This window comes from Enterobacter sp. SORGH_AS_0287, from assembly GCF_031453695.1.
In the GTDB taxonomy this organism is placed as follows: domain Bacteria; phylum Pseudomonadota; class Gammaproteobacteria; order Enterobacterales; family Enterobacteriaceae; genus Enterobacter; species Enterobacter ludwigii.
This window is the reverse complement of the sequence record NZ_JAVIZW010000001.1, coordinates 3,698,603-3,712,746: the sequence shown is the minus strand read 5'-3', so window position 1 is coordinate 3,712,746 and position 14,144 is coordinate 3,698,603. Positions and strand designations below refer to the sequence as shown.

Genomic DNA, 14,144 nt, shown 5'->3' with positions numbered 1-14,144 from the left:
GATAGTGAATATTTTTCATTTTTTCAGCACGGACAGAGCGGTATGTCACCTGTACATTTTTTTGCGAGCAGGGTTCCACAGAAAAGAAAAGGTTACATCTTGACGTTAAAACCTCGGAAGAGGATGCGTAAATCCGCTAAATGTGGCTAAACATGCATATCGGTCACGGGCATAGTCATCTCCTGAGGAGGTGCTTATGTCACTGTCAGTTGTTTATACCCGAGCGGCCATTGGCGTAAAAGCACCGCTTATTTCGGTAGAAGTTCATCTCAGCAACGGGCTGCCCGGGCTGACGCTGGTTGGATTGCCGGAGACCACGGTAAAGGAAGCCAGAGATCGGGTGCGCAGTGCGATTATTAATAGCGGTTATACCTTTCCGGCAAAGAAAATCACCATCAACCTTGCGCCTGCAGACTTGCCTAAAGAGGGAGGGCGATATGATTTACCTATCGCTATAGCGCTCCTCGCCGCCTCTGAGCAGCTTAACAGCAGCAGACTAGGCGCATATGAGTTCATCGGTGAACTGGCGCTCACAGGCGCGCTGAGGGGCGTTCCTGGTGCCATCTCGGGTGCGCTGGAGGCCATTCGCGCAGGTCGACAAATCATTGTTGCCAATGAAAATGGTGCAGAAGTGAGCCTGATAGCCGAGAGAGGATATCTGCTAGCCGGGCATTTACAGGAAGTGTGCGCGTATCTTGAGGGGCAACATGTGCTGTCAGAGCCGGAAGAATCAGGCGATCCCCTGGCAGAAAGCCCGGACGATCTGAGCGATATTTACGGCCAGGAGCAGGGGAAGCGGGCGCTGGAGATCACCGCTGCCGGCGGACATAACCTGTTGTTGATTGGCCCACCGGGTACAGGAAAAACGATGCTGGCGAGCAGGTTGAATGGTTTACTGCCTCCACTTAATAACCATGAAGCGCTGGAAAGCGCGGCGATATTTAGTCTGGTGAGTTCAGTGTCATTGCAAAAACAGTGGCGACGTCGCCCGTTTCGCTCTCCGCACCACAGTGCCTCACTGGCGGCCATGGTCGGCGGTGGCTCCATACCAGGGCCGGGAGAGATCTCTCTGGCGCACAACGGCATCCTGTTTCTGGATGAACTGCCTGAATTTGAACGCCGCGTTCTGGATGCGCTGAGGGAGCCCATCGAATCGGGTGAGATCCACATCTCCCGTGCACGCGCCAAAATAAGCTATCCCGCGCGGTTCCAGCTGGTAGCGGCAATGAACCCCAGCCCATCGGGCCATTATCAGGGAAACCACAATCGCTCCACGCCTGAACAGACGCTACGCTACCTGGGGAAGTTATCTGGTCCTTTCCTGGATCGTTTCGATTTGTCGCTGGAAATCCCCTTGCCTCCTCCCGGCCTGCTCAGCCAGAGCAGCGCCAGAGGAGAGAGTACGGTGGAGGTTCGCGAGCGGGTTATCGCCGCGCAGGCCCGGCAGTATATGCGTCAACATAAGCTGAATGCCCGTCTGGATAACGCTGAGATTCGGCAGTTTTGTCCTCTTAAGACTGAAGATTCATGCTGGCTGGAGGATACGTTGACGCGCTTTGGGCTTTCCATTCGCGCATGGCAGCGTCTTATAAAAGTCGCCCGCACCATCGCCGATGTGGAAAAGTGCCCTGACATTGAGAGGCGGCATCTGCAGGAAGCGTTAAGCTATCGTGCGATCGATCGCTTGCTCCTGCACCTGCAAAAGTTACTGGCATAAAAAAAGGGGCCACAGCCCCTTTTCTTGTTAGTCGTCAGACTCAGTGTAGTCTTCAGCACCTTCCATCTGCGGTTTACCGCCAGACAGCGTATGGAAACGCTTTGGACGCTTAATGCGTGCCATATACTTGATCCATACACGTTCTGCTTCAGACTGTGGTTCACGCTCGCCACGGCAGACTGCGACAAACTGTTTTTCGTCTTCAGTTGCAGGCTCACGTTTACCCAGATCCAGCTCGTTAAAGGCATAACCATGACGCTCAAGCATCTGCGCCTCTTTGATGGTGAAATCGCCGTGACGAGAGAACCCGCGTGGATAATTTTTATTGTCGAAAAAACGATTAGTCGTCGTAAAGCTTTCCGCCATCCTACACGCTCCTAATTCTTTGGCCGAGCTATTTATGGCGCGGAGTATTAGTTACGCTTGACAGAGTGTAAAACAAAACATTTAAATCATAACGACAAATTATTTTGCGGAGAAAGATGTGGATACGGAATTGCTAAAAACTTTCCTGGAAGTGAGCAGGACGCGCCACTTTGGGCGAGCAGCGGAAGCCCTTTACCTGACGCAGTCAGCGGTCAGTTTTCGTATTCGACAGCTGGAAAATCAACTGGGTGTGAACCTTTTTACCCGCCACCGCAACAACATACGCCTCACGCCAGCCGGTGAAAAACTTCTGCCGTATGCAGAGACCCTGATGAACACCTGGCAGGCGGCACGTAAAGAGGTTGCGCACACCTCGAGGCATAACGAGTTCTCCATTGGGGCCAGCGCATCGTTGTGGGAATGTATGCTCAGTCAGTGGCTGACCCGGCTCTACCCTTCCCACAACCATTTGCAATTTGAAGCGCGGATTGCGCAACGTCAGTCGCTCGTTAAGCAACTGCACGAGCGCCAGCTGGATCTTCTGATCACGACCGAAGCCCCCAAAATGGACGAATTTAGCAGCCAGATTGTTGGCCAGTTTGGCCTTGCGCTTTATGCCTCCGAGCCATCAATGATGAAAGCCGACCTGACCTATCTGCGTCTGGAGTGGGGGCCAGATTTCCAGCAACACGAGGCGGGATTGATTGCTCCGGATGATGTGCCACAGTTAACAACCAGCTCTGCGGAGATCGCCTGTCAGCAGCTCTCCTTGCTGAAGGGGTGCACCTGGTTACCTGTTCGCTGGGCAGACACGAAACCCGGGTTGCATACCGTTGTGGACTCCACCACGCTTTCCAGACCGCTGTATGCCATCTGGCTCCAGAACAGCGATAAGCAATCGCAGATAAAAGATCTTCTAAAAATCAACATTATGGATTGATGCATGCGCCAGCAGAAATGCTGGCGGCAACGTCTGAAGAGGGGACTGGCGTCTTTCAGGCAAAAAAAATCCTTTGCCGAAGCAAAGGATTATATATGGCAGGGGCGGAGAGACTCGAACTCGCGACACCCGGTTTTGGAGACCGGTGCTCTACCAACTGAGCTACGCCCCTAAAGTCTTTTGCCATTAAGCCTGCCGGGTAGGCAGGCTTAATGTCTTAATAAGTGGCGGAACGGACGGGACTCGAACCCGCGACCCCCTGCGTGACAGGCAGGTATTCTAACCGACTGAACTACCGCTCCACCGAAGACTGCTGTAACCACCGGATTTATGCACCGGCTTACTACGTAATTTGATGCCTGGCAGTTCCCTACTCTCGCATGGGGAGACCCCACACTACCATCGGCGCTACGGCGTTTCACTTCTGAGTTCGGCATGGGGTCAGGTGGGACCACCGCGCTAAAGCCGCCAGGCAAATTCTGTAATCTGTATCAGCTGAAAATCGTCTCTCATCGCCAAAACACCTTCGGCGTTGTAAGGTTAAGCCTCACGGTTCATTAGTATCGGTTAGCTCAACGCATCGCTGCGCTTACACACCCGACCTATCAACGTCGTAGTCTTCAACGTTCCTTCAGGAGACTTAAAGTCTCAGGGAGAACTCATCTCGGGGCAAGTTTCGTGCTTAGATGCTTTCAGCACTTATCTCTTCCGCATTTAGCTACCGGGCAGTGCCATTGGCATGACAACCCGAACACCAGTGATGCGTCCACTCCGGTCCTCTCGTACTAGGAGCAGCCCCCCTCAATTCTCCAGCGCCCACGGCAGATAGGGACCGAACTGTCTCACGACGTTCTAAACCCAGCTCGCGTACCACTTTAAATGGCGAACAGCCATACCCTTGGGACCTACTTCAGCCCCAGGATGTGATGAGCCGACATCGAGGTGCCAAACACCGCCGTCGATATGAACTCTTGGGCGGTATCAGCCTGTTATCCCCGGAGTACCTTTTATCCGTTGAGCGATGGCCCTTCCATTCAGAACCACCGGATCACTATGACCTGCTTTCGCACCTGCTCGAGCCGTCACTCTCGCAGTCAAGCTAGCTTATGCCATTGCACTAACCTCCTGATGTCCGACCAGGATTAGCTAACCTTCGTGCTCCTCCGTTACTCTTTGGGAGGAGACCGCCCCAGTCAAACTACCCACCAGACACTGTCCGCAACCCGGATTACGGGTCTACGTTAGAACACCAGCCATTAAAGGGTGGTATTTCAAGGTTGGCTCCACGCAGACTGGCGTCCACGCTTCAAAGCCTCCCACCTATCCTACACATCAAGGACCAGTGTTCAGTGTCAAGCTATAGTAAAGGTTCACGGGGTCTTTCCGTCTTGCCGCGGGTACACTGCATCTTCACAGCGAGTTCAATTTCACTGAGTCTCGGGTGGAGACAGCCTGGCCATCATTACGCCATTCGTGCAGGTCGGAACTTACCCGACAAGGAATTTCGCTACCTTAGGACCGTTATAGTTACGGCCGCCGTTTACCGGGGCTTCGATCAAGAGCTTCGCGTTGCCGCTAACCCCATCAATTAACCTTCCGGCACCGGGCAGGCGTCACACCGTATACGTCCACTTTCGTGTTTGCACAGTGCTGTGTTTTTAATAAACAGTTGCAGCCAGCTGGTATCTTCGACTGATTTCAGCTCCACCCGCAGGGGCTTCACCTACATATCAGCGTGCCTTCTCCCGAAGTTACGGCACCATTTTGCCTAGTTCCTTCACCCGAGTTCTCTCAAGCGCCTTGGTATTCTCTACCTGACCACCTGTGTCGGTTTGGGGTACGATTTGATGTTACCTGATGCTTAGAGGCTTTTCCTGGAAGCAGGGCATTTGTTACTTCAGCACCGTAGTGCCTCGTCATCACACCTCAGCGTTAATAAGGAACCGGATTTACCTGGAACCTCCGCCTACATGCTTAAACCGGGACAACCGTCGCCCGGCTAACATAGCCTTCTCCGTCCCCCCTTCGCAGTAACACCAAGTACAGGAATATTAACCTGTTTCCCATCGACTACGCCTTTCGGCCTCGCCTTAGGGGTCGACTCACCCTGCCCCGATTAACGTTGGACAGGAACCCTTGGTCTTCCGGCGAGCGGGCTTTTCACCCGCTTTATCGTTACTTATGTCAGCATTCGCACTTCTGATACCTCCAGCACCCCTCACAGGACACCTTCAACGGCTTACAGAACGCTCCCCTACCCAACAACGCATAAGCGTCGCTGCCGCAGCTTCGGTGCATGGTTTAGCCCCGTTACATCTTCCGCGCAGGCCGACTCGACCAGTGAGCTATTACGCTTTCTTTAAATGATGGCTGCTTCTAAGCCAACATCCTGGCTGTCTGTGCCTTCCCACATCGTTTCCCACTTAACCATGACTTTGGGACCTTAGCTGGCGGTCTGGGTTGTTTCCCTCTTCACGACGGACGTTAGCACCCGCCGTGTGTCTCCCGTGATAACATTCTTCGGTATTCGTAGTTTGCATCGGGTTGGTAAGCCGGGATGGCCCCCTAGCCGAAACAGTGCTCTACCCCCGAAGATGAGTTCACGAGGCGCTACCTAAATAGCTTTCGGGGAGAACCAGCTATCTCCCGGTTTGATTGGCCTTTCACCCCCAGCCACAAGTCATCCGCTAATTTTTCAACATTAGTCGGTTCGGTCCTCCAGTTAGTGTTACCCAACCTTCAACCTGCCCATGGCTAGATCACCGGGTTTCGGGTCTATACCCTGCAACTTAACGCCCAGTTAAGACTCGGTTTCCCTTCGGCTCCCCTATACGGTTAACCTTGCTACAGAATATAAGTCGCTGACCCATTATACAAAAGGTACGCAGTCACCCCATAAAAGAGGCTCCCACTGCTTGTACGTACACGGTTTCAGGTTCTTTTTCACTCCCCTCGCCGGGGTTCTTTTCGCCTTTCCCTCACGGTACTGGTTCACTATCGGTCAGTCAGGAGTATTTAGCCTTGGAGGATGGTCCCCCCATATTCAGACAGGATACCACGTGTCCCGCCCTACTCTTCGAGTTCACAGCCTGTGTGCTTTCGTGTACGGGACTTTCACCCTGTACCGTGCGACTTTCCAGACGCTTCCACTAACACACAAGCTGATTCAGACTCTGGGCTGCTCCCCGTTCGCTCGCCGCTACTGGGGGAATCTCGGTTGATTTCTTTTCCTCGGGGTACTTAGATGTTTCAGTTCCCCCGGTTCGCCTCGTTAACCTATGTATTCAGTTAACGATAGTGTGTCGGAACACACTGGGTTTCCCCATTCGGACATCGCCGGGTCAAAGGTTCATATCACCTCGCCGGCGCTTTTCGCAGATTAGCACGTCCTTCATCGCCTCTGACTGCCAGGGCATCCACCGTGTACGCTTAGTCGCTTAACCTCACAACCCGAAGATGTTTCTTTCGATTCATCACCGGCTTGCGAAAATTTGAGAGACTCGAACACACATAACATGTGTGTCGTTTCAATTTTCAGCTTGATCCAGATTTTTAAAGAGCAAAACTTCGCAGTGCACCTTTTCAGGTTCACTCTGAAGTTTTCTTGTTTTCGCAGTAAAAGATGGTGGAGCTATGCGGGATCGAACCGCAGACCTCCTGCGTGCAAAGCAGGCGCTCTCCCAGCTGAGCTATAGCCCCATCGTATGACCAACCTCTTCAAATCTGCATGACAGATTTGGTAGGCCTGAGTGGACTTGAACCACCGACCTCACCCTTATCAGGGGTGCGCTCTAACCACCTGAGCTACAAGCCTGTAGAGGTTTTTTACTGCTGTTTTTCATCAGACAATCTGTGTGAGCACTACAAAGGCAGGTTCTTTAAGGTAAGGAGGTGATCCAACCGCAGGTTCCCCTACGGTTACCTTGTTACGACTTCACCCCAGTCATGAATCACAAAGTGGTAAGCGCCCTCCCGAAGGTTAAGCTACCTACTTCTTTTGCAACCCACTCCCATGGTGTGACGGGCGGTGTGTACAAGGCCCGGGAACGTATTCACCGTAGCATTCTGATCTACGATTACTAGCGATTCCGACTTCATGGAGTCGAGTTGCAGACTCCAATCCGGACTACGACGCACTTTATGAGGTCCGCTTGCTCTCGCGAGTTCGCTTCTCTTTGTATGCGCCATTGTAGCACGTGTGTAGCCCTACTCGTAAGGGCCATGATGACTTGACGTCATCCCCACCTTCCTCCAGTTTATCACTGGCAGTCTCCTTTGAGTTCCCGGCCGGACCGCTGGCAACAAAGGATAAGGGTTGCGCTCGTTGCGGGACTTAACCCAACATTTCACAACACGAGCTGACGACAGCCATGCAGCACCTGTCTCAGAGTTCCCGAAGGCACCAATCCATCTCTGGAAAGTTCTCTGGATGTCAAGAGTAGGTAAGGTTCTTCGCGTTGCATCGAATTAAACCACATGCTCCACCGCTTGTGCGGGCCCCCGTCAATTCATTTGAGTTTTAACCTTGCGGCCGTACTCCCCAGGCGGTCGACTTAACGCGTTAGCTCCGGAAGCCACGCCTCAAGGGCACAACCTCCAAGTCGACATCGTTTACGGCGTGGACTACCAGGGTATCTAATCCTGTTTGCTCCCCACGCTTTCGCACCTGAGCGTCAGTCTTTGTCCAGGGGGCCGCCTTCGCCACCGGTATTCCTCCAGATCTCTACGCATTTCACCGCTACACCTGGAATTCTACCCCCCTCTACAAGACTCTAGCCTGCCAGTTTCGAATGCAGTTCCCAGGTTGAGCCCGGGGATTTCACATCCGACTTGACAGACCGCCTGCGTGCGCTTTACGCCCAGTAATTCCGATTAACGCTTGCACCCTCCGTATTACCGCGGCTGCTGGCACGGAGTTAGCCGGTGCTTCTTCTGCGGGTAACGTCAATTGCTGCGGTTATTAACCACAACACCTTCCTCCCCGCTGAAAGTACTTTACAACCCGAAGGCCTTCTTCATACACGCGGCATGGCTGCATCAGGCTTGCGCCCATTGTGCAATATTCCCCACTGCTGCCTCCCGTAGGAGTCTGGACCGTGTCTCAGTTCCAGTGTGGCTGGTCATCCTCTCAGACCAGCTAGGGATCGTCGCCTAGGTGAGCCGTTACCCCACCTACTAGCTAATCCCATCTGGGCACATCTGATGGCAAGAGGCCCGAAGGTCCCCCTCTTTGGTCTTGCGACGTTATGCGGTATTAGCTACCGTTTCCAGTAGTTATCCCCCTCCATCAGGCAGTTTCCCAGACATTACTCACCCGTCCGCCACTCGTCACCCGAGAGCAAGCTCTCTGTGCTACCGTTCGACTTGCATGTGTTAGGCCTGCCGCCAGCGTTCAATCTGAGCCATGATCAAACTCTTCAATTTAAGTTTGATGCTCGTGAATTAAACTTCGTAATGAATTACGTATGTTCACTCAGAGACTTGGTATTCATTTAGTGTCCGAAGACATTAAGAATCCATGTCACTTTGAGTGCCCACACAGATTGTCTGATAAATTGTTAAAGAGCAGTTGCGACGCGGCTTACAGCTCACCGTCGCGAGGTCACGTATATTACGTTTTCCTCATTCAGAGTCAAGCATTTATTTTTGCTTTTCTCTGTTGGTGTTCATCTCTGAACCCCGCTAACCCGGCGGCTTGTAAGCCGTTGTTCCGTGTCAGTGGAGGCGCATTATAGGGAGTTCTCAGACGTTGACAACCCCTCTTTTAAAAAAAACGTTCAACCGTCTCTTTTTTGCTCAAAATCGTGCTACAGCGCCAGTTTTTCGAGCGTTTCAAAGCCATAACGGCGTAAAACGGGCAAAAGTTGCTCGGTCTCGTTGGTGATGGCCATACAAAAAGCGATGTTTGCATCGGCAGATTTTGCATCCGGGGCTTCATGTTCCAGCAACCAGGCCGTACGTCGGGCTATAGCCGCCCCCGAATCCACCAGCCGCGTGCCCTCAGGCAGAACTTCTAATAACTCTTCCTGTAATAGAGGGAAATGGGTGCACCCCAGCACAACGGTGTCCGGTGGCTCCGGCATCCGCAGCCACGGGCGGAGAATACGGCGCAACTCTTCGAGCGGCACTGCCTTTCCGTGCAGCTTCGCTTCGGCGATCTCGACCAGTTCCGCCGAACCGAGCATCGCAATCTGGCATTCGTTGGCAAAGCGGTCGATTAACTCGCGCGTATAAGGTCGCTTCACCGTGCCTCGCGTTGCCAGTAAACCAACAATGCCATTTGCCGTCAGACGTGCGGCAGGCTTTATTGCAGGAACAACGCCCACAACCGGGAACTGGAATTTTTCGCGCAATGCAGGAAGCGATACTGTACTGGCCGTGTTACAGGCGATGACCGCCAGCGAGAGGGGATAACGCTTTTGTACCGCGGTGACGATTTCAACCACACGCTCAACAATAAAGTCTTCACTCTTTTCCCCATACGGGAACGCGACGTTATCAAAGGCGTAAATGTAATGGAGATCCGGCAGAAGATGTCGGATCTCATCATAGACCGAAAGCCCACCGACGCCGGAATCAAATACCAGCACGGTGGGACGCGGATTAGAAGGTGTAGCTGCCAGACAAGGTGTATTCCCGTCCTGCAGTTTGGTAGCCATAAACTGTCTCGTAATCTTTGTCGAACAGGTTGGCTATTTTACCACGAACTGTAAGGTGAGAGATGACAGGATATGAAACTGCGACATCCCACAGGCTTACGCCGCCCATTTTCACCTTTTCAGACGGGTAGGTACCAAAGTCAGTGTCGTAACGTGTTCCCAGGTAGTGGTAAGTCAGGCTCCAGTCGAATTCATAGACCTGCGTATCAAGCTGATACTTCACCTGCTGCTTAGCCCGGCGATCCAATAGCTGGTTTGTTGCCGCATTGCGTGCATCCACGTAATCGTAACCGACCGTATGAGTTAGTGGACCTGTATCAAAGGACGCTGTGGCTTCAACCCCTTTAATACGCGCCTTGCCTACGTTGTAGTATTCCTGAAGGTTGTTATTAAAGTCGATCAGGTTATCAACGTCATTGCGATAGGCCGATACGCGCCAGTTTACGCCAGCCGTCAGGCCTTCGAACGCGCCTTCCCACTGTTTACTCTCCTCAGGATCAAGATGGTCGTTGCCATAGAAACCATACAACTGCCCGAGGTTGGGTGCTTTATAGGCAGTGCCATACGAGGCAATGAATCGATAACCTTCAATGAACTCCCAGCCCGCACTGCCCTGCCAGGTGCCATGTCGACCAAACTGAGAGTTATCGTCGCTACGCGCTGCCCCTTCCAGGGTAAAGTCGCCAAACTGCTGCAGCGCAGTCAGGTAGACGCCGGTGTTACGCAGGTCATAGCCGTTTGTGACATAGCTTGTTCCTGGTTCGGTGCTCTGCTTCTGCCAGTCGACACCTGCGCCAATATTGCCATGGCCCACCTCAACGGAGTTAGTCCACTGCACGTTGTACTGTTTGATCTCATCCAGCGTGGCATTGGAATCATAACGTCCCAGATGCGGGTCGTAGTTATAATCTTTGCTGTGGCTGTAGCTGGTGAGAAGTTGTGAATGGAAAATGTCATTATTAAAGCGCAGCCCAGCGTCCCAGGTCTGGCTATAGAGCTGGCGAGTATCAACCAAAACATCAGGCGTAAATGAACTGTAATAGCCGTCATAGGCGGTACGGTTGCTGTAGCCATAGCCGCGAACGAACCCGCTCCACTGATCAGAGAAAGCATGCTCCAGCGCACCGTAGAGGGTTTTATTCATAAAGCCGTCACGATCGGTCTGGGCCAGACCACCGTTGTTGCCATCCGCGACCACGTCAAAGCCTTTGGTATAGGTATAATCACCCGCCAGCGTCACGCGCGTGCTGTCACCCAGGGTTTGCTGGGTGCTGCCGCCGTAATTTTGGTAGCCATGCGAGCCTACGCCCGCATTCAACGTCGTGCCGTCCTTTGCGCGGGTAGTAATAATGTTCACTACGCCACCAATCGCATCAGAACCATAGACTGCAGAGCGTGGCCCGCGAATATATTCAATGCGCTGCACCAGGGCGATCGGGAATTGGCTGAGATCGGACGACCCCGTTACCCCAGCCTGGTTAAGACGGATCCCGTCGACAAGAATAAGAACATGACTGGAATTAGTTCCCCGAATAAAAAGAGAGGAAAGTTGCCCCATTCCGCCGTTTTGGGCAGTATCCACGCCAGGCAAGCGACGCATAACGTCAATGACGGTGTTTGCCTGCCAGCGATCAATATCCTCGCGCGTCACCACAGACGTTGGTGCAAGAACGGTATTAACAGGTTGCTCAAAACGGTTTGCTGTCACCACCAACGAGTCGTCGCTATCCTGCGCCCAGCCCGAAAATGCCGTGACGGACAACGCCGTCAACAGCGATACTTTTTTAATCATTGTTAAAGCATCCACAATATAAGAAGGATGCCGCAGGCTTCATCTATAGCACGCGATGACGAAACCAAATGCGACGTGATCCCGGCAGGTCTTCGGGCTAGGTGGCGTTTTGCGGATGAAGACTTCCCATTTTCACAGTGTCTACAATTCTCATCCCGCCAGTCTTTACCGCTGCGCGTCAGCTCCAGATTTTCACTGGATTCCCTTTTCACTCTCAGGAGACCGGAAACAGAATGCTACAATTAGACACGTATAGATGTCCAGATAGCTATTGGCCATTAAATCTGGACATCCACTGCACAATCCCTACAATCCCCGCGTAATTCTTTATCACTCAGGACGCATCATGACCCCCGAACACCTCCCAACAGAACAGTACGACGCACAGCTGGCAGAGAAAGTTGTCCGCCTGCAAAGTATGATGACGCCTTTCAACGCGCCCGTTCCTGAGGTGTTCCGCTCGCCCGTTAGCCACTACCGCATGCGTGCGGAGTTCCGCATCTGGCACGACGGTGACGACCTGTACCACATCATTTTCGATCAGCAGACGAAGTCCCGCATTCGGGTCGACAGCTTCCCGGCGGCGAGTGAACTCATCAACCAGCTCATGACGCTGATGATCGACGGCGTACGCAACAACCCTGTGCTGCGCCACAAGCTGTTCCAGATTGATTATCTGACCACACAAAGCAACCAGGCGATTGTCTCTCTGCTGTATCACAAAGCGCTGAATGACGAATGGCGCGAGCAGGCAGAAGCGCTGCGCGATGCCCTGCGCGCGCAGAACATCAACGTTCACCTGATTGGTCGTGCGACAAAAACCAAAATCATGCTGGATCAGGATTTCATCGACGAACGTCTGTCGGTGGCGGGAAAAGAGATGGTGTACCGTCAGGTTGAGAACAGCTTTACCCAGCCAAACGCGGCAATGAACGTACAGATGCTGGACTGGGCGCTGAAGGCGACCGAAGGGTCAAAGGGCGATCTGCTTGAGCTGTACTGCGGGAACGGCAACTTCTCCCTGGCGCTGGCGCGTAACTTTGAGCGCGTCCTGGCGACGGAGATTGCCAAGCCGTCCGTTGCCGCTGCACAGTACAACATTGCCGCCAATCACATCGACAATGTGCAGATCATCCGTATGTCTGCAGAAGAGTTCACGCAGGCCATGAATGGCGTACGACAGTTTAATCGCCTGGAGGGGATCGATCTGAAGAGCTACCAGTGTGAGACGATTTTTGTCGATCCGCCGCGCAGTGGCCTTGACAGCGAAACCGAGAAGATGGTGCAGGCGTACCCGCGTATTTTGTACATTTCCTGTAACCCGGAAACGCTGTGCAAGAATCTCGAAACATTAAGCCAGACGCACAATGTTGAACGTCTGGCTCTCTTCGATCAGTTCCCGTATACGCACCATATGGAGTGCGGCGTACTTCTTACCGCGAAGTAACGTGATGGCAGGCAGGTCAACCTGCCTGCAACCCCACTCTCTTACTCCGGCAGCTCGTGCTTGCGGCTACGCATGCGCGAGCCAATCCAGAACACCAGTGCCACAGAGAGTACCGCCGGCAGGAAGTTAGAACCGATATCCGGATACTCTGCACGCACCACGGTGCTATACAGCAACACGCCAAGAATAAAGCAGGCCGCGGCCAGCCCAGGCAACCCGACCGGCATGGTGCGGTTCAGGTAACGCTGATGCAGACAGTACACCGTCAGCACCAGCGCAATGAGCGGGAAAATAGAAAATGGAACGATCGAGCTGAACACAGCCGCAAACGTGCCATTAATTGATAAGCCAGCGATCAATGCCAGCAACAGCGTACCCTTATCCTGACCTGACTGTTTCATTACTCACCTTCACTCTTCGGTTTGATGTGCCAGTTTCTCTTGTTCACGGCGATACCAGTAGTACGCGCCTTTGGAGATCATCCTGAGCTGTAATACCAGTCGCTCTTCGAGCTGCTTGCGTTGTTCGATGCTGACATCCAGCGCTTCGGCACCCGCGCTGAAAACAATCGTCACCATCGCCTCAGCCTGTGCTTCAGTGAATGCACGCGGCATATGGTTTTCGAGTTCAAGATAGTCGGCAAGTTCCGCGATAAAATGCTGAATTTCACGCGCCACAGCGGCACGGAACGCGGCTGATGTTCCGGAACGTTCCCGCAACAGCAGGCGAAATGCGTTGGGGTTATTGCCAATAAATTCCATAAAGGTCGACACAGAGGTGCGGATCACGCTCCCCCCTTTAGCGATACGCTGCCGCGCCTGGCGCATAAGCTGACGCAGCATCAGCCCGCTCTCGTCGACCATGGTCAGACCCAGTTCATCCACATCACGGAAATGACGATAGAAGGACGTTGGCGCAATCCCGGCCTCGCGCGCAACTTCACGCAGGCTTAAACTGGCAAAACTACGCTCGGCACTCAGTTGACTGAATGCGGCTTCCACCAGCGAACGCCGGGTTTTCTCTTTTTGTTGTGCTCTTACGCCCATCACGATAGTTGAATCCTTCCAAAGGCCTGATGGCACTATACCAGAGAATAAAATTAATCTGTTTGCCTGGCTTTGTGAATGATTGTTTACGTACGGTTTGTGCTCCACTGCCGGAAAAAAGCACAACGATAATTGGGTTACTCGGGCAATGATGTTATGATTCTGTTGCTTTTATGT

8 protein-coding genes, 4 tRNA genes, 3 rRNA genes and 1 riboswitch are annotated in these 14,144 nt (G+C 53.0%); of the genes, 3 read left to right on the top strand and 12 right to left on the bottom strand.

Features of this window, described 5'->3' with window-relative positions:
- Positions 1-196 precede the first annotated feature (196 nt).
- A complete protein-coding gene (locus QE396_RS17595; RefSeq protein WP_309951897.1) occupies positions 197-1,717 on the top strand; it encodes a YifB family Mg chelatase-like AAA ATPase in 1,521 nt (506 codons plus the stop codon).
- Positions 1,718-1,744: 27 nt separating this feature from the next.
- On the opposite strand, the gene QE396_RS17590 is transcribed toward QE396_RS17595, so the two are convergent.
- Entirely contained in the window at positions 1,745-2,083 is a 339-nt protein-coding gene (locus tag QE396_RS17590; RefSeq protein ID WP_014172168.1) for a DUF413 domain-containing protein, read from the bottom strand.
- A 118-nt stretch (positions 2,084-2,201) separates the two neighbouring features.
- Here QE396_RS17590 and hdfR point away from each other — a divergent pair, with 118 nt between their 5' ends.
- Positions 2,202-3,023, top strand: a complete 822-nt coding sequence (hdfR, locus tag QE396_RS17585; RefSeq protein ID WP_014172169.1) for an HTH-type transcriptional regulator HdfR — start codon at positions 2,202-2,204, stop codon at positions 3,021-3,023.
- A 96-nt stretch (positions 3,024-3,119) separates the two neighbouring features.
- Here the strand turns inward: hdfR and QE396_RS17580 are convergent.
- From QE396_RS17580 to btuB, 9 genes are all read right to left on the bottom strand, one after another.
- A tRNA-Trp gene (locus tag QE396_RS17580) sits at positions 3,120-3,195 on the bottom strand.
- Between the two features lie 53 nt (positions 3,196-3,248).
- Positions 3,249-3,325, bottom strand: a tRNA-Asp gene (locus QE396_RS17575).
- A gap of 55 nt (positions 3,326-3,380) precedes the next feature.
- A 5S ribosomal RNA gene (rrf, locus tag QE396_RS17570) occupies positions 3,381-3,496 on the bottom strand.
- Between the two features lie 63 nt (positions 3,497-3,559).
- A 23S ribosomal RNA gene (locus QE396_RS17565) occupies positions 3,560-6,466 on the bottom strand.
- A gap of 180 nt (positions 6,467-6,646) precedes the next feature.
- Positions 6,647-6,722 (bottom strand) — tRNA-Ala (locus QE396_RS17560).
- Positions 6,723-6,760: 38 nt separating this feature from the next.
- Positions 6,761-6,837 (bottom strand) — tRNA-Ile (locus QE396_RS17555).
- Between the two features lie 70 nt (positions 6,838-6,907).
- A 16S ribosomal RNA gene (locus QE396_RS17550) occupies positions 6,908-8,447 on the bottom strand.
- The 16S, 23S and 5S rRNA genes sit together here with 4 tRNA genes alongside, the layout of an rRNA operon.
- A 383-nt stretch (positions 8,448-8,830) precedes the next feature.
- Complete coding sequence (gene murI, locus QE396_RS17545; protein ID WP_020883936.1) at positions 8,831-9,682, bottom strand: glutamate racemase; 852 nt, start codon at positions 9,680-9,682, stop codon at positions 8,831-8,833.
- Positions 9,627-11,474, bottom strand: coding sequence for a TonB-dependent vitamin B12 receptor BtuB (gene btuB, locus QE396_RS17540; RefSeq protein WP_309951892.1), 1,848 nt, complete (start codon positions 11,472-11,474; stop codon positions 9,627-9,629). Before btuB ends, murI begins: the two co-directional genes overlap by 56 nt.
- 65 nt (positions 11,475-11,539) lie before the next feature.
- Positions 11,540-11,716, bottom strand: a riboswitch (cobalamin riboswitch).
- Positions 11,717-11,820: 104 nt separating this feature from the next.
- On the opposite strand from btuB, the gene trmA reads away from it, so the two are divergent.
- Positions 11,821-12,921: a tRNA (uridine(54)-C5)-methyltransferase TrmA gene (trmA, locus tag QE396_RS17535; RefSeq protein WP_032679233.1), complete on the top strand. Its 1,101-nt coding sequence runs from the start codon at positions 11,821-11,823 to the stop codon at positions 12,919-12,921.
- Between the two features lie 41 nt (positions 12,922-12,962).
- Here the strand turns inward: trmA and QE396_RS17530 are convergent, their stop codons facing one another.
- Entirely contained in the window at positions 12,963-13,322 is a 360-nt protein-coding gene (locus QE396_RS17530; RefSeq protein WP_020883939.1) for a YijD family membrane protein, read from the bottom strand.
- A gap of 9 nt (positions 13,323-13,331) precedes the next feature.
- Positions 13,332-13,970 (bottom strand): HTH-type transcriptional repressor FabR, encoded by a 639-nt coding sequence (gene fabR / locus QE396_RS17525; protein WP_008501784.1) that lies wholly within the window; start codon positions 13,968-13,970, stop codon positions 13,332-13,334.
- Between the last annotated feature and the right edge of the window lie 174 nt (positions 13,971-14,144).